This window comes from Acidaminococcus fermentans DSM 20731, assembly GCF_000025305.1.
GTDB classification, from domain to species: domain Bacteria; phylum Bacillota; class Negativicutes; order Acidaminococcales; family Acidaminococcaceae; genus Acidaminococcus; species Acidaminococcus fermentans.
The window spans coordinates 1,240,005-1,256,836 of sequence record NC_013740.1; the positions used below are offsets into that span (position 1 = coordinate 1,240,005).

The 16,832-nt window shown below is 44.2% G+C and carries 24 protein-coding genes and 1 pseudogene; 6 read left to right on the forward strand and 19 right to left on the reverse strand.

What is annotated here, in order from left to right; all coding sequences use genetic code 11:
• Window positions 1–97: 97 nt before the first annotated feature.
• The 10 genes and pseudogenes from ACFER_RS11265 to ACFER_RS11565 all read right to left on the reverse strand — a co-directional run bounded on the left by ACFER_RS11265 (window position 98) and on the right by ACFER_RS11565 (window position 7,860).
• Window positions 98–1,717 (reverse strand): DNA/RNA helicase domain-containing protein, encoded by a 1,620-nt coding sequence (locus ACFER_RS11265; RefSeq protein ID WP_419186766.1) that lies wholly within the window; start codon window positions 1,715–1,717, stop codon window positions 98–100.
• A gap of 219 nt (window positions 1,718–1,936) precedes the next feature.
• A pseudogene (locus ACFER_RS11995) lies at window positions 1,937–2,320 on the reverse strand ((deoxy)nucleoside triphosphate pyrophosphohydrolase); the annotation flags it as partial.
• Between the two features lie 653 nt (window positions 2,321–2,973).
• Window positions 2,974–3,222: a hypothetical protein gene (locus ACFER_RS05705; RefSeq protein ID WP_041666187.1), complete on the reverse strand. Its 249-nt coding sequence runs from the start codon at window positions 3,220–3,222 to the stop codon at window positions 2,974–2,976.
• Between the two features lie 13 nt (window positions 3,223–3,235).
• Window positions 3,236–3,487 carry a hypothetical protein gene (locus tag ACFER_RS11405; RefSeq protein ID WP_187287509.1) on the reverse strand — a complete coding sequence of 84 codons (252 nt, stop codon included), beginning with the start codon at window positions 3,485–3,487 and terminating at the stop codon, window positions 3,236–3,238.
• Between the two features lie 30 nt (window positions 3,488–3,517).
• On the reverse strand, window positions 3,518–4,087 hold the full coding sequence (locus tag ACFER_RS05710; RefSeq protein WP_012938467.1) for a helix-turn-helix domain-containing protein: 570 nt from the start codon (window positions 4,085–4,087) through the stop codon (window positions 3,518–3,520).
• Window positions 4,088–4,105: 18 nt separating this feature from the next.
• Window positions 4,106–4,678: a hypothetical protein gene (locus ACFER_RS05715; protein WP_012938468.1), complete on the reverse strand. Its 573-nt coding sequence runs from the start codon at window positions 4,676–4,678 to the stop codon at window positions 4,106–4,108.
• Between the two features lie 364 nt (window positions 4,679–5,042).
• Entirely contained in the window at window positions 5,043–5,333 is a 291-nt protein-coding gene (locus tag ACFER_RS05720; protein ID WP_148213932.1) for a hypothetical protein, read from the reverse strand.
• Window positions 5,334–5,402: 69 nt separating this feature from the next.
• A complete protein-coding gene (locus tag ACFER_RS05725; RefSeq protein WP_012938470.1) occupies window positions 5,403–6,134 on the reverse strand; it encodes an ATP-grasp domain-containing protein in 732 nt (243 codons plus the stop codon).
• Between the two features lie 658 nt (window positions 6,135–6,792).
• Window positions 6,793–6,963 (reverse strand): hypothetical protein, encoded by a 171-nt coding sequence (locus ACFER_RS11560; protein WP_176767972.1) that lies wholly within the window; start codon window positions 6,961–6,963, stop codon window positions 6,793–6,795.
• A gap of 636 nt (window positions 6,964–7,599) precedes the next feature.
• Entirely contained in the window at window positions 7,600–7,860 is a 261-nt protein-coding gene (locus ACFER_RS11565; RefSeq protein ID WP_041666189.1) for a hypothetical protein, read from the reverse strand.
• A 128-nt stretch (window positions 7,861–7,988) separates the two neighbouring features.
• Between ACFER_RS11565 and ACFER_RS05735 the strand changes: the two genes are divergently transcribed.
• From ACFER_RS05735 to ACFER_RS05750, 4 genes are all read left to right on the forward strand, one after another.
• Window positions 7,989–8,231 (forward strand): type II toxin-antitoxin system Phd/YefM family antitoxin, encoded by a 243-nt coding sequence (locus ACFER_RS05735; RefSeq protein WP_012938472.1) that lies wholly within the window; start codon window positions 7,989–7,991, stop codon window positions 8,229–8,231.
• On the forward strand, window positions 8,228–8,605 hold the full coding sequence (locus ACFER_RS05740; protein WP_012938473.1) for a type II toxin-antitoxin system death-on-curing family toxin: 378 nt from the start codon (window positions 8,228–8,230) through the stop codon (window positions 8,603–8,605). Before ACFER_RS05735 ends, ACFER_RS05740 begins: the two co-directional genes overlap by 4 nt.
• Before the next feature lie 285 nt (window positions 8,606–8,890).
• Window positions 8,891–9,298, forward strand: a complete 408-nt coding sequence (locus ACFER_RS05745) for a hypothetical protein (RefSeq protein ID WP_041666190.1) — start codon at window positions 8,891–8,893, stop codon at window positions 9,296–9,298.
• A gap of 3 nt (window positions 9,299–9,301) precedes the next feature.
• Window positions 9,302–9,544, forward strand: a complete 243-nt coding sequence (locus ACFER_RS05750) for a helix-turn-helix transcriptional regulator (RefSeq protein ID WP_012938474.1) — start codon at window positions 9,302–9,304, stop codon at window positions 9,542–9,544.
• A 228-nt stretch (window positions 9,545–9,772) separates the two neighbouring features.
• Here ACFER_RS05750 and ACFER_RS11270 read toward each other — a convergent pair whose 3' ends face one another.
• The 9 genes from ACFER_RS11270 to ACFER_RS05795 form a co-directional block, all read right to left on the reverse strand.
• On the reverse strand, window positions 9,773–10,219 hold the full coding sequence (locus tag ACFER_RS11270; protein ID WP_205407947.1) for a CPCC family cysteine-rich protein: 447 nt from the start codon (window positions 10,217–10,219) through the stop codon (window positions 9,773–9,775).
• 122 nt (window positions 10,220–10,341) lie between these two features.
• On the reverse strand, window positions 10,342–11,073 hold the full coding sequence (locus ACFER_RS05760; protein WP_012938477.1) for an ATP-grasp domain-containing protein: 732 nt from the start codon (window positions 11,071–11,073) through the stop codon (window positions 10,342–10,344).
• A gap of 347 nt (window positions 11,074–11,420) precedes the next feature.
• A complete protein-coding gene (locus ACFER_RS05765; RefSeq protein WP_012938478.1) occupies window positions 11,421–12,713 on the reverse strand; it encodes a tyrosine-type recombinase/integrase in 1,293 nt (430 codons plus the stop codon).
• 68 nt (window positions 12,714–12,781) lie between these two features.
• Entirely contained in the window at window positions 12,782–12,991 is a 210-nt protein-coding gene (locus ACFER_RS05770; protein ID WP_012938479.1) for an excisionase, read from the reverse strand.
• Window positions 12,992–13,102: 111 nt separating this feature from the next.
• The gene (locus ACFER_RS05775) at window positions 13,103–13,435 is read right to left on the reverse strand and encodes a peptidase M24 (RefSeq protein WP_143025783.1); all 333 of its coding nucleotides are present in this window, start codon (window positions 13,433–13,435) and stop codon (window positions 13,103–13,105) included.
• A gap of 217 nt (window positions 13,436–13,652) precedes the next feature.
• A complete protein-coding gene (locus ACFER_RS05780; protein WP_012938481.1) occupies window positions 13,653–14,207 on the reverse strand; it encodes an N-acetylmuramoyl-L-alanine amidase family protein in 555 nt (184 codons plus the stop codon).
• Entirely contained in the window at window positions 14,204–14,518 is a 315-nt protein-coding gene (locus ACFER_RS05785; protein ID WP_012938482.1) for a hypothetical protein, read from the reverse strand. Before ACFER_RS05785 ends, ACFER_RS05780 begins: the two co-directional genes overlap by 4 nt.
• Complete coding sequence (locus ACFER_RS05790; RefSeq protein WP_012938483.1) at window positions 14,503–14,802, reverse strand: hypothetical protein; 300 nt, start codon at window positions 14,800–14,802, stop codon at window positions 14,503–14,505. Before ACFER_RS05790 ends, ACFER_RS05785 begins: the two co-directional genes overlap by 16 nt.
• Before the next feature lie 17 nt (window positions 14,803–14,819).
• A complete protein-coding gene (locus ACFER_RS05795; protein WP_012938484.1) occupies window positions 14,820–15,038 on the reverse strand; it encodes a hypothetical protein in 219 nt (72 codons plus the stop codon).
• A 219-nt stretch (window positions 15,039–15,257) separates the two neighbouring features.
• On the opposite strand from ACFER_RS05795, the gene ACFER_RS11425 reads away from it, so the two are divergent.
• Window positions 15,258–16,010 carry a hypothetical protein gene (locus ACFER_RS11425; RefSeq protein WP_012938485.1) on the forward strand — a complete coding sequence of 251 codons (753 nt, stop codon included), beginning with the start codon at window positions 15,258–15,260 and terminating at the stop codon, window positions 16,008–16,010.
• Between the two features lie 27 nt (window positions 16,011–16,037).
• A complete protein-coding gene (locus ACFER_RS11430; protein ID WP_012938486.1) occupies window positions 16,038–16,544 on the forward strand; it encodes a hypothetical protein in 507 nt (168 codons plus the stop codon).
• Window positions 16,545–16,832: the final 288 nt, after the last annotated feature.

Below are 16,832 nucleotides of genomic sequence, written 5' to 3' on the forward strand. Positions count from 1 at the left end.
TTATTACTCTCCTTATCCATACTGAATAAATGTGTTACTTTCAACCTTCACTGAACAACAAAACAAATTCAGTTTATGATCAGATATTTCGAAATACCTACTCCTCTATCCCCATCATCCCCGCAAACCACTGATACGTCTCCTCCAGTTTCCACTCCTTCGATTCCCTGGGAAAATACAAGAGCATCCCTTTGCGGCTTCGGGTTAGAAGCACCCGGTACACGTTTTCCAGGACTTTTCTCAGATCCTTCAACCCTGGATTGGTGGCCTTGGGATCTACCACCCATTTTCCATTTTGGATGTAGAAATCACCGATGAAGGAAACGATGGGAAATTCCAATTCGATCCCCTGGATCAGGAATTCTGATGCGCCCCGGGTCAGCTTGTAACTTTCTTCATTATACCATTGATAGGCTTCGGTAGCCTTAACATAGCTGCCCCTATACTGGGGACCAAACATCCCTGGGATATGTCGAAGATGGGAGGAAACCACGATCCCCGTATGGTCTCCTGGATAGTTCTGCTGGACATAGGAAACGAAACCGGGGAGTTTCTTGGGGTCCCAGGCTCTCCAACATAGAAACCCTTTGGCCAGCATGTCCTGGTACGCCTTCCTGGCTTTGTCCATGTTGAGTTCCAAGATCGCTTCCACCCAAGGGCTTACGTTGATAAAGTCATGCCGGATGGATGTGGTGAGCATCAATTCCGGGCTCACATGAAGGGTAGGAACACTGCTAAAAAGCTGTTTGTAAGAATCAGGAACATAGGCATTCCAATCACTTCTATTGGATAAGGCATCCACCCAAAGGGGCATGCCCGTTTCTTCGTGACGATGAATGGCCTGGCCATCTCCAATCAAGCACAAGATGGTCACCTTTCCATATTTCGCCGCAATCCGGTCCCCCAGACGTAACAGCAGGGTGGCTTCGTTTTCTCCTGGTTCCTTGGTGTCCGTATCCCAGGCCCGTTGGGCTTCATCAAATACAATAATATGGTGCAAAGGAACCGTTACCCCATGGGCCAGGTATTTGAAGTCTTTCATGGACTGGATGTAGCTTCCGCCTTCTTTGTCCACCCCGTTGGTGGATAAGGTATGCTGCAGAATGTTGACCAGGGGATCATTTCCGGACAGGTAGATGGGTGTCAAGGTTTCCAGGTCATGGGCATGATCGTAGACGGTTTTCAGACCTACCAGGGTCTTCCCCGAGCCCGGGACGCCAGAAACAAAGATGATGCTTTTGGCAATAGAGGGATCCGCAATGACGGCATTGATGGAGTCTAGGGTCTCTTTAATATCGCCTTCTCGGATGGTCTTGATATTGGGCAGGTCCCCTTCTTTGAAAAGCTGCAGAGTGGCATCGGCAATATTCTTCAATGGGTAGAAGGGAGAAGCAATCCAATTGTACCATTCTTGTTCGGTCATGGGAACCTGGTCTTTTAGGGTGTTTAGAAGGGTGGACGTAAAGTTACCAGGATGCAACACATCCACCAGGTGATGATTCCCTTCCGGGTCCACATGGGTATAAACCAGATGAGCTTCCACCTGCATCTCGTTCTTTTCCGTTTCGTAATGATAATGGGAAATGCTTTGCCGATACCCAGCAGCCTGGGCCACATCATCTTTGAGGATGGCCCTTTTTTCCTTAAATTCCAAGATGATCACCTTATCCCGGGAAAGGAGCAGTACGTCCGCACGCTTTTGGGAATCGGGCATCATATATTCAAAGGCCAGGGTAAAATTATCCAGTGCCGCATCGATAGGAAGATATTTTTGAAGGAACTCATAGCAATCGTACCAGGAGCGATCGTTGGCCTCCCCTACTGAACAACCGCAGGTCTTTTCTACAAAATCATGACAAGCGGCCACAAACCCTTCTTGGGTGATTTCTTCCCGAAATTCCTTCAAGGTTGTGACAAGAGCAGCTCTATCTTTAACTAGGTATTTCCGAAAAGCCGTCACCACAATCCGATCCGCCGGCAGCCAATCCACATCATCCAAGTCATCATAGGAAAGCCACTTTTTCGCTTCGTGTTCCAGCAAAGTCAGGTCGCCTTTTTCCACTTTGCAGATGAAGCACTCCATGGAGAGGTGAAAGGTGGGGTAGTCGTATTCCACCGTAGTGAGAGGCTGTTCCACCCGGATGTCCGTAGCCAGTTCTTCCCGGATTTCCCGTTTGATGGCCTGTTCCGGAGTTTCCCCTAGCTCGATCTTGCCTCCAGGGAATTCCCATCCGTCTTTGAATTCTCCATACCCCCGTTGGGTGGCCAGAACCTTATCCTGGTTGAGAATCAGCGCTGCCACAACCCGTACCGTTTTCAAAGCCATCTCCCCTTCTCCCCGCAGTTACATTATAGTTTATTATACCATAGACAGTGTGCGAAATTTGGGACGGGAAGAAAAAAGAACCGTGACGGGAGCCTCCCCACCACGGTGTTTGTCCTTTCTGAGTGAACGTATGAGTGCTTACGAATATTAATTTACTTCTCTGAACGCCAGGGCGCCATTTTCTCCAAGATCCGCAGCATTTTAGGCGTTTTCCAAGTACACAATATGTATTAGTACCACATTTTATGAACCACTATATCTTGTGGTTAGTAGTAATACAGTAGTCATTTTCGTACACATGTTTGGTTATGCGCCCAGTTTATGCGGGTATTTAAAAACAGGTGTTCGTAGTGCCGTGGCAGATAAATAGTATTTTGATCATGGACACGAAACTCCCTTCTATGCCGAAATATGCCGAGTTAATGCGGTTTTGCCCGTTTCACCTGTTCACGGAGAAAAGGACATAATTTTGCAAAAAACGGCACAACTTTCCCCATTGTAGTAGTAAAAATGGTAGTAAAACGGGTTTTTCCTACTACCGAACTTTTTCTGGGGTGAAATTTTCTCTGTTATTATAGCAATCAGGCAAGAAAAAAGCACCTGGCATTTTTGCTGGGTGCTTTTTTCTTGCACATAATACAATCATCTTAATCCAATTGGGACACATCTACCATTGGCAAAATTTCCTTCAAAGGACGTCCACTCACTATGAAATTATTCAATAAATCGTCCATGTCTTTAAATTCCTGAGCAGAGTCTTTGTATTTCCCATATATATCTGTAGTAGCGGTAATGCTACCAGGGCCTTTTAACCCCGTATATATTGCAAACTGAAAATTTTCTAGGGAACAAACGACGTCTCCCAACATTTCATTTTCCAGTTCTTCTTTCGTCATGGCCGACTACCTTTCAATTCAAATCATCCGTCACTACATGCCATTCTCCAAATGGCCATGGGTCAAAGAATTTATGGGGATCTTGCTTAACTTCTCCTGTACTCTTAGACACTATATATGACTTTGGACCATATACCACCTCTCCAGGTTTAAAAATGGAAAAGGCAAAACTATCTTCTGAATCAGCATATTTATGAAATTTAGTTCCCACATGGTTTTCGGCAATTTTCAAAGCTTCTCCTACGGTCATACTATTGTTGGTCATTTCACCAAACCCCTTTTATCCAGCTATTTGCTACAAACCGATTTTATCTAAAAACTTTTGAAGGATAGATTTATGTTCTTTAGATTCAGGATAGGGGTTGTGGACACCAGGAAGCTGATTTTTCCTTACTATTTCTTGTTTTTCCTTTATAGAATCGTAAATTGGTCCTAAAGAGTCCTCAAAACTGCCCATAAAGAGATCTTCTGTTGCTTTCCACTCGGCTTTATCCCTATTACCCCATTCCTCCAAATACCAGCCGACTCGACCGGTCTTTTTCTCTACTTTTGGGAGTCCTCCGCCATACCATCGCCCAGAAAATACGAATCCACGCTCGGTTTCATAATAGTTCGTAATCAGGGCACCAGGCCATTCTAATTGGGCAAGCATATAAGCTTTATCAGCAGTAATGGCCCTCATCGGCCAAAAAAGGCGTTCCATGGCTTGCCTTGTCACAAGCCATGTATCTTGGATTTTATCTACTTCATCATCATGAAATTTGGGCTGATCTAAAGGCCCAGCGGTTATACATTTTAGTAAGCCTTCATACTTGATACCCCAGATAACAGAGGCTTCGGCCAAAGTCATAACGTCGTTGAGCATTTTCCTCACCTCTCCGTTTTACAATTCCAGGTTTTCGATTTCGGGAACAATTTCCGTAAGACTTTTTCCATCAAAAAACGGTTTGTTCATAACCTCGTCTATGCTTGTCATGGTTTCTGCCTTATCTCCATACCAAACATCGAACTCTTTATGAGAAAATGGATCTACTCCACAAGGAATTCCTTTATAGTCAAAAAGAACATGTTGAATCAAAGAATTGATCCGGTATCTTAAATAGGCAGCCGTCGCAAGCAGATAATCCGTTTCCATCGTTAAAAACGGTCTTGTGTACCTTGTAGTTTCGATTTCCAGCCTGTCGTCTTTTTTATACAGAATCAAAACAATGGGCGGAACAACTGAATTATCCAGTAAATTCTTATCGTCGTCCTTGTTAGGTACATTATAGGGAGAGACAGGAGCCTGATAGACACGGCTTTCATAATTCTCGCTTACATGACATTTCTTTAATTTTTCTACTGAAAGGTTATGTTCTGCAAAGTATTTTTGAATTACCTGATGTGCCTGGGGGTTCAAGTCATCCCACATTGTATCAATGGACAACCCATGTTTATGACAACGGTTTATGCTCATATTTGCCACACCTCCATCCTGTTCCTTTACCAACAGTCCCCTTACTTCTTGCTTTATGTTCATTATAGCAAATGACCTATCCAAAAATCCCGACAGAAAAAGGCCCGCAATCAATTTGACTGCGGGCCTGCTTTTTTACCCACTGGGCGGCCGGGGATGGGCTCCCCTGCGGGTAGCCCCTACACCGTTGGAGTCATGGACTTGTCCATCTGGCGGGGCACCGGTCCTGCGAGTCCTACGGCATCGTAATGGCTCAGCTGTGAAGGCCCAACATATCTTACTCTCATCTTCTCACCCCTATTTATCTTTATTGATCAGCATTTTATTTTTCTATAGGCAGCCAGCTTATATCAGAATTGGCAAATCAACGATACCTTTCAACAAATGCCTCATAAAAATCACTGCGCTGGCCTAGATCTTCGATATCTGCATCAATGAAAGCCTGTAAATCTTTTTTCATCATTTCATAAAGATGCTGGGATACTAAAGGATCCGAATAGACAGTATGCACCATGTCACCATATACACCACAAGTAATGGCATCATATCGTCTACAGCGTTCCAATGTTATGCGGCACGAATCTTCATACTCTTCATCCTGAAGAATGATTCCACCCTCTGAACCAATAATATCATTTTTAATTGACTTCCACATTTCATTTTCTCCCTTACTCGGTTCGCAAAAATAATTCATGATAGGCGGTTATTTCAACAGCTCAGATATTTAAAAATCTTCATACTCATCCTTTGTCCCGGTCAATTCTGCCCAACGGGCTGCCAGGAGTTTTGCATAGTCAATATAAAACAGCCCGTAACTTCCCAGTGCATATCCATCATTGACTTCAATGAGTAGAGTTTTGTCCGTATCCGTCACACCAAAATCCAAAGAATAGCCGGCTGGCGCGGTTTTGTAATCCCGTACGGCCCTTTTGATGACTTCCGGATCCGGTATTTTCTCCCAGGTTCCCCGATAGTGTCTTGCATCCAGGATTTTGCCATAGCGGATAAAACAGCGCCACTCTGTTACAAACCGGACGGGTTCCGAACACCACACAGGTACATCGTGCTCCCAGTTTCCGCAGCCGACCAGATCTTTGGGAGAACGGACCAGTACACCGGTGATTTCTTTATCAGCAATGGATTTGACGAATACAGGCCACTGTTCTGGATGGGAGTTAATGGTATTGATGGTGGATTTCCAGATTTTTCTTCCCAGACAATATTCCAGCTCTGCCGGATAATCCAAGTCTGGATAGGAGAAACCCATTTCTTCCAAATGTTGCTGGACCGCTTCTACATAACCAACCAAAATATCTTCTGGCTCAGCCTGCCGCATTTCCAAGGGATTATGAAAGAAGCGGATTTCGGCCCCCAGTTCTTCAAACCCGCACATGGCCTCAAAAAAATTCTTGCTGGCAGGACGTTCCCCTTTGTGAGCCTGTATCCAAACTTTCATTTTGTTCACTTCCTTTACTTTCTGGTGATGCCCAAATCTTTCTTATTTTCAGTATATCATATGACCTGTGCAAAAAAGCGGACAGAAAAAGGCCCACAATCTTCTCAAGACTGCAGACCTGCTTTTTTGCCCCCTGGGCGGACCTGGCGACGGGCTCCCCTGACGGGTAGCCCCTACGGAATGATATCGTACAGTACGTGATATGCGTAGGGACGACCCATAAGGCGTCCGTTCCCAGGTCTGTAAGCAGGCGGATCACCGATCGGCCCCTACGGCATTGCAAAAGATCATTGGACCCACACCGTCCTGCTCTGCACTCTTCGCTCTTCCTTCATTCAACCCCTCACGCCTTATTAGGAAACTGGATCACTTTGGGCTGGCTCTCTCCCACCTGCTCCAGTTCTTTCCGGACGTTTTCCATCTCCTTCTGCTGCCGGGCCTGGATGAGTGCCACTTCTTTCTGGGCGTCATCGAACTTATTGAACCCGGCCTTGACATTTTCCTACTACCGAACTTTTTCTGGGGTGAATTTTTCTCTGCTATTATAGCAGAAAAGCCACACACTCAACCAGACCTCTCTGGAGAAGACCCAATGCTATGTCATTCATGGTCCCCTCCTTTTCAGGCATAAGAAAAGCCCGCTGCCGGGGCAGGGGGCTTATGAAACATAAATTATTCTTTTTATGTCTTCCTTTGAAATTTCTATCTGATCCTCTATTTCAGGGCTCTCATAAGGTTCCATCAAGAAATCTCCGTTAGGAAATTCGTGAAGCAAGCACCCTTTTCTCCCATTCTTTAGTTCTACACAATCTAACTCTTTTGCCTTCATGGCTTCCCCTCCTTAATTTCAGGTTTTAAATAAGAAGATGTTAGACGTGGCTTTATTGAACCATTATCTATAATCCACCCGGTTGTTAGCAAAATCCTGTTATTTTGCAAATCAGTAACAAAGAAATTAGCGCCATATTATGGCCTTGTTCGTTTATTCCTCTATCCTCAAACTTAGCATTAATAATATTTTGACCTATCAAATCATCAAGCTTTTTATAGACACTTTGAGTATACCCTAAATATTTTTCAAAAGCAACTGCGTTTGGCCCCCTGATAGATGATCCTTATTCAAACAATAATCATATAACTTTTCTTTAGCTATAACGAGATTTTCAGGATTCGCAAATAATCTTGCAATCTCATCGCTTTCTCAGGAAACTCTGCCCCGCTGCCATTCCTTTTCCCCTTTTAATGTGTATGAGTTTACAGCAGATGCACTTGCTGCATGGCTTCGTAAAATTCCTTGCAAATATGCCCAAACCGTGGTAATTTTGTTAAAAAAAGAAGGAGCCCTGGAATATGTTTCCGATAAATAGATGTAGGTGTTGTAAGCATTATGTGGTTTATCCGCGGGAAGATATGCGGGGATGTCCCTACTGTGATGCATTTCCAAAAGGGATTCCTTTTGATATTTTTACCGAAAAAGTGAAGCATGATAAACCGTATCCAGGCGATCATGGGATTCAATACGAACCAGCGCATCCAGAAGCTGAATAAAATCTAATAGAAAGCACCTGGCAGAAATGCCTGGTGCTTTTTTCATGCCTGAAATAATGGGCTGACCCCCAATCATCAAGAATAGCTCCATGCCTTTTATTGCAAGAAAAAGCCCCGCAATCGCCTTGACTGCAGGTCTGTTTTTTCCCCCTGGGCGGACCTGGCGACGGTCTCCCATGACGGGTAGCCCCTGCGGCATTGCAATGGGTCATTGGATATCCACAGTACCGTTTTTTATTCTATAGGTTGAATTTATCCTATTTATGGGTTACAATTAAATCATCAAACTTTAAGGAGGCATCAACTATGAATGTCAATACAGAAAATCTTGTTTCCATCACAGAAGCAAACCAGAACTTTTCCCGTGTAGCCAGAATGGTTGATGAGAAAGGTCCTGTTGTCATTCTGAAAAACAACTCGCCTCGCTATCTACTGGTTGAGTTCAACAACGCTGAACAGGAACAGCTTGCTGACGACGAAGATGTACTTACCGTTTCCAGACGTTTAATCGCCAAGAATCGGAAGGCCTATGAGGTTCTTGCCAAATGATTGTTCTTTCAAAAGATCAAATCATCAAACTTCATACGCAACTGATTCAAGAGACAGGGGGAACTGATGGCATCCGGGATGAAGGATTACTGGAATCCGTATTGGCCGCACCATTTCAGTCCTTCTCAGGCACAGACATTTATCCATCTTTACAACAGAAGGCTGCTCGTCTCGGATATGGTCTTGTAAAGAACCATGCTTTTATTGACGGCAATAAACGTATCGGTGCACATGTAATGTTGGTGTTTCTCGCTCTTAATAAGATTGAGCTCACCTATACACAAGATGAACTGTCAGATACATTTTTAAAAATTGCCTCTGGAGAACTCTCGCAGCAAGATCTTCTTCACTGGATTATCATTCATCAAGAATAGCTCCATGCCATTTGTTGCAAGAAAAAAGCCTTGTAGGATTTTTACATCCTGCAAGGCTTCTCTTTATTCTCTTTTCTCGTGAGTCTATCACCCCGACTGCGGGCTTTCTCTTTTCTGTCCCCTGGACGACCGGGGATGGGCTCGTGCATCTGGCGGGGCGCCGGGCCTGCGCCTAGTTGCTTTTTTACTCTCTTGACCGCCTGCTCTGTATGTGATATATTTTTAACATGAAATATGTATTTTCAATATATGTATTCTATTTCCCAAAGTAGAGGTGTATCCGTAATGTCTAAAAAGATCTTTGTTACTGTAAAGCAGTCTATCTTTTTGAATTATACTTTTACCGGTATATGCTGGATTATAGCTGGAATATGTAAATTCCTGCATTCTTTCATTTTCACATTGACTGCTTTAGTTTTCGTTTCACTGGCTACTATTTTAAGTATTATTTTATTTACAATGGGACAAGAAGAAGAAAGGGATGAAATGGCTAAATCCCATATTATGGAATCCTGTTATAGGGGTTTTAAGGTTATGTGTATGACCACAATGTTATCTCTTATCTTCGCCATAGGTAATAGTTTTTTACCAACACCTATTAACTTTCCACAAGAAGCTCTGTTGAATATTATCTTAGGAGCTGGAATGACTGCTGCTGGACTTACTTTTAGTGACCTAGAAAAGGATGCTTGAATCATGGAGTATCTAATTACAAAAATCCGTGACTTACGCCGGATCCATAAAATGCAACAAAGTGATTTAGCCAAATTAGTTCATGTCCGCAGAGAAACAATCAGTAATATTGAAAACGGCAAATATAATCCTTCTTTAAAATTGGCCTTGGACATTGCTCATGTATTTGGTAAACCTGTGGAAGATATTTTTGAATACATTGAGGAGGATGATTTACATCTTCCGGATTCTGAAAAAACAAAATAGCGCATCCTATCTTTAATTCTAGTATATCATCTTACAAGAGTGAAAATACGGACAGTAAAAAGCCATGGCAGGAATTCCCACCATGGCTCTTTTCATTTCCGTACCAAAGCCACCAGCAAAACCGTACCTATTCCATAAGCCAGGTTCCGCTGTGCTTTCAGCCGTTTCTGTGTTCTATTGGTTTCTTTCTCGTATGCGGCTAAGGATTCGTTGGCAATCCGCAAGGATTCATCCTGTAATTTCATCCCCCTTTTTCCAAGCTTCACGTGCCTCGTTCAGGGACATTTTGTTGGCGCCGTTTTTCATGTCCGGGTCTGCGGTTTGCCTGTCATCCACTTTCCATCCGCATTCAATACATTTGCCAAATTCTTTCACAACACTTCTGGTTCCGCAAACTGGACATACTTCCTCATTATCAGGTTTCCCTTCCACAAACTTCTTTTGAAAAAGGAGCTCTGCTTCTTCTGGCGTAATCTTTAGTGGCTTTGTGGGCCCATCATAACAAATACATAAAGTTGATATTTCGTCTGCTGTAAGTTTATCCATTGGCAAGTTGCGAACCTGCTTATATCTTTCCCAAAATTCTTTTTCTTCCCGGGATGGTCTCTTCCGCTTTTTTCTTACTGGTGGGTCTTGCCGTTTTTTTATCATTACGTTATTTCTTCGTTTTTTCATAGACATATGCCCTTCATTATATATGTCAACAGTTGGAGAAAACAGCCCACCTAAAAGATTGAAAACGTTCTATAAAAGTTCTCCAATCAAAATAGATGGTTGTATCTCAACAATCCAGATAGTTAAATATCTTCATACTCATCCTTCGTGCCTGTTAATTCTGCCCAACGGGCTGCCAGGATTTTTGCATAGTCAATATAAAACAGCCCGTAACTTCCCAGTGCATATCCATCATTGACTTCAATGAGTAGAGTTTTGTCCGTATCCATCACACCAAAATCCAAAGAATAGCCGGCTGGCGCGGTTTTGTAATCCCGTACGGCCCTTTTGATGACTGCCGGATCCGGTATTTTCTCCCAGGTTCCCCGATAGTGCCTTGCATCCAGGATTCTTCCATAGCGAATAAAACAGCGCCACTCTGTTACAAACCGGACGGGTTCCGAACACCACACAGGTACATCGTACTCCCAGTTTCCGCAGCCGATCAGATCTTTGGGAGAACGGACCAGTACGCCGGTGATTTCTTTATCAGCAATGGATTTGACGAATACAGGCCACTGTTCTGGATGGGAGTTAATGGTATTGATGGTGGATTTCCAGATTTTTCTTCCCAGACAATATTCCAGCTCTGCCGGATAATCCAAGTCTGGATAGGAGAAACCCATTTCTTCCAAATGTTGCTGGACCGCTTCTACATAACCAACCAAAATATCTTCTGGCTCAGCCTGCCGCATTTCCAAGGGATTATGAAAGAAGCGGATTTCGGCCCCCAGTTCTTCAAACCCGCACATGGCCTCAAAAAAATTCTTGCTGGCAGGACGTTCCCCTTTGTGAGCCTGTATCCAAACTTTCATTTTGTTCACTTCCTTTACTTTCTGGTGATGCCCAAATCTTTCTTATTCTCAGTATATCATATGACCTGTGCAAAAAAGCGGACAGAAACAGGCCCGTAATCTTCTCAAGACTGCAGGCCTTCTTTTTTTGCCCTCTGGGCGGCCGGGGTGGGCTCCCCTGACGGGTAGCCCCTACGGAATGATATCGTACAGTACGTGATATGCGTAGGGACGACCCGTAAGGGGCGTCCGTTCCCAGGTCTGTAAGCGGGCGGGCGGATCACCGATCGGACCCTACGGCATTGCAAAAGATCGTTGGACCCACATCGTCCTGTTCCTTACTCTTCACTCTTCCTTCATTCAGTCCCTCACGCCTTATTGGGAAACCGGATCACCTTGGGCTGGATCTCGCCCACCTGCTCCAGTTCTTTTCGGACGTTTTCCATCTCCTTCTGCTGCCGGGCCTGGATGAGTGCCACTTCTTTCTGGGCGTCATCGAACTTGATGTGGGTGTACACATTCAGGGTGATGGAAATGTCGCTGTGCCCCATCAGGTACTGGAGAGTCTTGGCACTGACCCCGGAAAGGGCCATATTGGTGCAGTATGTATGGCGACAAACATGGGGCGTAATCCTGGGAAGCTGATATTTATAGATGCTGTTGTGTTTCCGCACGATAAGTTTGAAGTAATGTTCCCAGTGCAAGGCTACTGTTGGATGTCCATTCACATCATAAAAAAGGAATTTCCCCACCCCATCGATGATGGGTTCTACCTTCGGCGGTCTTCTCCGCTCCAGGATAGCCGCAAAGCATTGGTAGACCTCATCGGTCATGGGCAGCAACCTGGCCCCCGCTTTGGTTTTTGTAGAAAGAATGTAATATTTTCCATTCCCCTTTTGGAGCTGTTTGTCCACGTTGATCGTCCTTTTTTCCAGGTCGATATCGTTCACCGTCAGTCCACAGAATTCTGATACCCGCAACCCTGTATGGAACAGGATGAAGATTCCTTCATAATATCTCTTGTAGTGGGAGTCGTTTTTAATGAAATCCAGAAAAATCCGCATATCTCTTTTTGAAAGAGCCTCCCGCCTTACGCTGTCGTTGATCAGGACTTCTTTCAGTTCGAAGTTAAAGGGATTTCTCCACAAGATTTCATCATCTACGGCCATTTGGAAGGCGGGCCGCACCACACCCCGGATGCTGTGGATGGAACTGTAGCTTTTTCCTTCTGACTGTAACTTGACCAACCATAATTTGGCATCGGACATTTTCACCTTCCCAATAGCCTTCTGGGAAAAGGGCTCTTTCTTTAGGGCATTGACCACAAACCGGTAATTGGTCAATGTGTTTGGTTTCACACTCTTTTTGAGAAGCAGATAGCGCTGAACCAGTTCCAGGACGGTCATGGAATCGCTGTTGGCATTGGGGCAGATCACCAAGCGGACCTCCAGGCTGTCTTCCATCTCCCGAAGGGACCGGCAATGCTTTCTTCCTGGTGGCAATGGGTCCGTAGGCTCCAGTTTCCAGCTGTAAAAGAATTTGGGTTTGCCATCCACCATGTATTTAAATTGGTACTTACCATCAATCCGAACAGACTCTCCCGGCCGTAGGATCCGTCTTTTCTTATCTCTTCGGATCCGGCCTGTCATACGTCTTTTCATTGCTTTTCCCCTTTCGTTTCTTTTGGCATCCTATACATCACTCTGAAGACAAAATAAGTCAACTTCTATCAAATACACGAAGTTTGGCGAAGGAATTGTTCAAATTCTTCCCGGATGATGAGCACTTTCCGTCCATTATGAATCAAAAACCCCGCGCCAGGGTCTTCGGCAGCCATCTTCCGAAGTTTCTTTTCTCCTATATGGAAATACTGACTGGCTTCTTTCAGGGTTAACGTAAAACGCTGGTTCAATGGCAGCTTTTGGCTTTGTTCTTTCATGATCAGTTTCCTCCTAAAATTTCGTTTCTAAGAGTAGCAGGACAAGAATGGTAGGAATAAGTACCCATAATGCAAAAAAAGCCATGGCAGGAATTCCCACCATGGCTCTATTCATTTCCGCACCAAAGCCACCAGCAAAACCGTACCTATTCCATAGGCCAGGTTCCGCTGTGCCTTCAGCCGTTTCTGTGTTCTATTGGTTTCTTTCTCGTATGCGGCTAAGGATTCGTTGGCAATCCGCAAGGATTCTTCCTGCCTGATCGAGGTCCTCTCCAGATCTTTCAATTGACTCCCGAGCCGATTGGACTGTTCCCTGGCTTTCTGTAATTCGGTCTGTGCTGCGGTCAATTGCGTCTCCAATTCCTTCATGCGTTTCTTCTGCTGACTGGATTCCTTCTGTAATCTGTTGTTGATGGTCTGCAGCTCGCTGATATTCTGCTCCAACTGGGTCAGTTCCTCTTCTGTTATGGTATACGTAGAGGCCCAGGACACCTGCGGAAAGGAGAATAACAAACAAAGCAGCAAGACCCAGACGCTTTTTCTCAATCATCCCCACCCTCTTTCTTCAGATGACCAAGGTGAACAGGAGCACCCCGGTCAAGATGCCCAAAAGATAGCCTAAGAGAAATTCATCGCTGATCCGCCACATGTCCATGGTCTCTCATCCTTTCCAGGCCACATAATCCGTCACCCCGCGGGCGATGGCACGGGCAAATTCATCCTTCCGATTCATCAAGAGCTGCACATCCTCTTCGTTGGTGATGAAAGCCGTCTCCACAAGAACTGCCGGCATCTCCGTTTCACGGAGTACGGCCAAGCCCGGACGCTCTTTTACACCGCGGTCTACCGTATGGAGGCTCTTAACAATCTGGTTCTGGATGCATTCAGCAAGAGCCGTGGCTTCCTTGCTGTCTTCACTGTACACCAGGGTTTCCGTGCCTTTAGCTTCTTCTGCTGCCGCCGCATTGCAGTGGATGGAGATAAAGAGATCTGCCTTCCATCCGTTGGCACTGGCACAAATGTTGGTATAATTGGGAGACTCCCCGCAGAGATTGTCGGACTGGACCAGCAGGCAGTCATAACCCACCCGGTTCAAGTACTGCTGGACTCCTGCCCCGATTTCCTTCACGATACCGGCTTCCGTGACGCCGTATTTGTCATTAACAGCCCCGCTGTCCACACCGGGCATATGCCCTGGATTGATAAAAATCTTCATTTCTTCTCCTCCTTTTCAAAGTGGTCCGGGATGCCGTTCCCGTCAAGATCCACAAAGCAGCCTGCAATGAAGGTGACAAACCCCACCATGGCAGGCCCGACCAGTTCGCGCACCATGGCCAGAAGGTCCGGCAGCTGGATTTTCCCCGTCACCGCCAGATACAGCCAGAAGCCATAGTAGGAAAGCACAAAAAGAAAGACCGTCACAAGATACCCTATGACGATCCATTTGATGGGCTGCTGGAATTGGTTCAGGCGTGCTTTCACCGCATCCAGGCCTTTAGTCAGTATCCCTTTTACTTTTTCAAACATGGCGGATTCCCCAGATCCCGATTGTGGTCATGGATTCTGTCCACTTCTCCCTTCAGATCTTTGTACCGGTGCCAGAGATTGGTAATGTTCGTCTCCACACTTGCCTGGGCCACTCGCATTTCGTTGATCAGACCGGTCAGGTCCTCCAGGGCCTTGGTATTATTGTCGATACTCTTGTGGAGCGCCCGATTCTCAATCTTTTGAGGACGCAGGATGAGCCAGCACCCGAATACGGCCAGGGCACTGATCACGGCGTTTACAAAGGTGTAGCTGATAAAATCCATGTTGCCCCTCCTTTCTTTTACCGCTGGAAACCTGAAATATGGAGTGCCCGCCCTTTGTACCGTCCACATTGAGGCCCACAGTACACATCTTCCGAAGGACTCCAATTGCCCAAGACTTTTTCCAGATTCACCGGCACTTCCTTCCCGCATACCGGACACCGGCAGAATACATTTTTGTCCGTGATTCCCATCTGGAATTCCATATTGTCCGTAATAGGTTCCTTCACATAAAACATGGCGCTATCACTCCTTCAAAAAATAAACAGCGGATTCCAATCCCGCTACATGGACTAGAGAAGATCTTCTTCTCTACCTGTAACAGGACAGAACCCGCTGGGTTGAGTACCGGAATTATTTGATTTTTAAAGATATTTTCACTTTATGGGCAATTAGTAGTATTATAAAGACAGCAGAATAGATAGGGGTATTTTTTATTTTAGGAAGGAGCATTAAACATGAAAAAAGGGTATGTCGTAACCAAATCGCTTCTATTTTTTGCATTTCTATTTTCAATATTCCTATCTGGTTACTCCAAGGCATTAGCAGCACCATTAGATTCACGTTGGAAATTATATAACTCTGTAAGCAGCCTTAATCAATATTATGACATTAAAACTATTGAATATGATCCTAATGAACAAATTGCCAAAGTCTGGACTTTATGTACAGATAGTAAAAGTGGAGAATCAAAAAGGCTAGAGTTATCAGCGATATCCTTTAAATATAAGTCTTCTGATATGGCAATGCAAATTGTTACATATAATGATAATGGAGATCCGATAACTAGAAAGATTTCAGAAACATATACATGGCGTTATATTCCTCCAGACACTCCTATTGAAGCCTTGGCCAATAGTGTTGCCTCTGAACTGCACATTAAACCAATATACCCAGGGGGTCCAGATCGTTGGAAATGGTTACGTTCGACAGATAAATATGGATTATATGTAGCAAAAGATACAATAACATATGATCCAGATCTATCTGAGTACTCAATTTGGACAAAAAGAATATATCTTAATAATTATAGGCCAGAAACATTATATTCCGTTAATTTTGTTGATAAAACCATATGGGTAGCACAACCGACGTCGCCTTGGATCCGATATGAAGGTCATATCCATCCTTTTCCAGAAAGCGATGAAGAATACATATATAATGCTGTCAAAGATTTAGCGCAAAATCTTAAATATACACAGAATCAGTAAATCGAAAGCAATGGAGATGTTGATAAATTGAGAACCAAAAGAGCATCTGTATGTACATTTATTTTGATAGTATTCTTCATTTTTACTATTATTGTACCAGTATATGCCAATGATATAGACAACTCGAATTATATCCAAAATGCTAGTATAGGAAACATTACCTTTGATGATGATTTTGACTTAGATACGATTAGTGAAGTATTAGGTCCTTTTGATAGTGTCGAAAAAACAATAACTGATACTGGATTTATAGAAAAAACCTATTATTTTGAAAGAGGTACTGTTGATGTTTTATTTGATAAAGTTGTCGGTGCAACTGTAATTTTCCCAACTTCTCCAACTGGTGAAACACTTAGCACTCCACGAGGAGTAACTGTCGGAGAATATAAGACGCAGATTCTAAAAGCATATGGAAGGCCTGCTTATGTACAATCAGATATTTATTTTTATGGAGAAGGCCCATATAACCTTTGTTTTCACCTAAATAAATCAGGGTATGTTAAAGCTATTAGTTATTTTGTGGATGGACTATGATTGAATCGCAATGGCACAAGTAATGGGAGTATACTGTTGTTACCTTCAGGAAATCTACATTCCTGATCCGCAATGTTTCTTACTGACATACATATCACAGTTTTCATTCTTGACTGATTTGTAGTTACCTGATAAAATAATCAATCCAAAGTACTCTTCTTTCTAGGCTTCAGGGCAGCGCTCTTTCCGGCACTTTGCGGAGCGGTGATTTTCGTCGCGGATTAGCAGCAATATATATCAGGTTGCAGCTTTTCCGTCGGGCGGATTACTGTCCAGAATAGAATCGGC

Bases quoted from the DNA above. Each gene is read 5' to 3' on its own strand.
- ACFER_RS11265 (WP_419186766.1), bottom strand. From the start codon at position 1,717: ATGATGCCCGATTCCCAAAAGCGTGCGGACGTACTGCTCCTTTCCCGG.
- ACFER_RS05705 (WP_041666187.1), bottom strand. From the start codon at position 3,222: ATGACGAAAGAAGAACTGGAAAATGAAATGTTGGGAGACGTCGTTTGT.
- ACFER_RS11405 (WP_187287509.1), bottom strand. From the start codon at position 3,487: ATGACCAACAATAGTATGACCGTAGGAGAAGCTTTGAAAATTGCCGAA.
- ACFER_RS05710 (WP_012938467.1), bottom strand. From the start codon at position 4,087: ATGCTCAACGACGTTATGACTTTGGCCGAAGCCTCTGTTATCTGGGGT.
- ACFER_RS05715 (WP_012938468.1), bottom strand. From the start codon at position 4,678: ATGAGCATAAACCGTTGTCATAAACATGGGTTGTCCATTGATACAATG.
- ACFER_RS05720 (WP_148213932.1), bottom strand. From the start codon at position 5,333: ATGTGGAAGTCAATTAAAAATGATATTATTGGTTCAGAGGGTGGAATC.
- ACFER_RS05725 (WP_012938470.1), bottom strand. From the start codon at position 6,134: ATGAAAGTTTGGATACAGGCTCACAAAGGGGAACGTCCTGCCAGCAAG.
- ACFER_RS11560 (WP_176767972.1), bottom strand. From the start codon at position 6,963: ATGAAGGCAAAAGAGTTAGATTGTGTAGAACTAAAGAATGGGAGAAAA.
- ACFER_RS11565 (WP_041666189.1), bottom strand. From the start codon at position 7,860: ATGGGAGACCGTCGCCAGGTCCGCCCAGGGGGAAAAAACAGACCTGCA.
- ACFER_RS05735 (WP_012938472.1), top strand. From the start codon at position 7,989: ATGAATGTCAATACAGAAAATCTTGTTTCCATCACAGAAGCAAACCAG.
- ACFER_RS05740 (WP_012938473.1), top strand. From the start codon at position 8,228: ATGATTGTTCTTTCAAAAGATCAAATCATCAAACTTCATACGCAACTG.
- ACFER_RS05745 (WP_041666190.1), top strand. From the start codon at position 8,891: ATGTCTAAAAAGATCTTTGTTACTGTAAAGCAGTCTATCTTTTTGAAT.
- ACFER_RS05750 (WP_012938474.1), top strand. From the start codon at position 9,302: ATGGAGTATCTAATTACAAAAATCCGTGACTTACGCCGGATCCATAAA.
- ACFER_RS11270 (WP_205407947.1), bottom strand. From the start codon at position 10,219: ATGAAAAAACGAAGAAATAACGTAATGATAAAAAAACGGCAAGACCCA.
- ACFER_RS05760 (WP_012938477.1), bottom strand. From the start codon at position 11,073: ATGAAAGTTTGGATACAGGCTCACAAAGGGGAACGTCCTGCCAGCAAG.
- ACFER_RS05765 (WP_012938478.1), bottom strand. From the start codon at position 12,713: ATGAAAAGACGTATGACAGGCCGGATCCGAAGAGATAAGAAAAGACGG.
- ACFER_RS05770 (WP_012938479.1), bottom strand. From the start codon at position 12,991: ATGAAAGAACAAAGCCAAAAGCTGCCATTGAACCAGCGTTTTACGTTA.
- ACFER_RS05780 (WP_012938481.1), bottom strand. From the start codon at position 14,207: ATGAAGATTTTTATCAATCCAGGGCATATGCCCGGTGTGGACAGCGGG.
- ACFER_RS05785 (WP_012938482.1), bottom strand. From the start codon at position 14,518: ATGTTTGAAAAAGTAAAAGGGATACTGACTAAAGGCCTGGATGCGGTG.
- ACFER_RS05790 (WP_012938483.1), bottom strand. From the start codon at position 14,802: ATGGATTTTATCAGCTACACCTTTGTAAACGCCGTGATCAGTGCCCTG.
- ACFER_RS05795 (WP_012938484.1), bottom strand. From the start codon at position 15,038: ATGTTTTATGTGAAGGAACCTATTACGGACAATATGGAATTCCAGATG.
- ACFER_RS11425 (WP_012938485.1), top strand. From the start codon at position 15,258: ATGAAAAAAGGGTATGTCGTAACCAAATCGCTTCTATTTTTTGCATTT.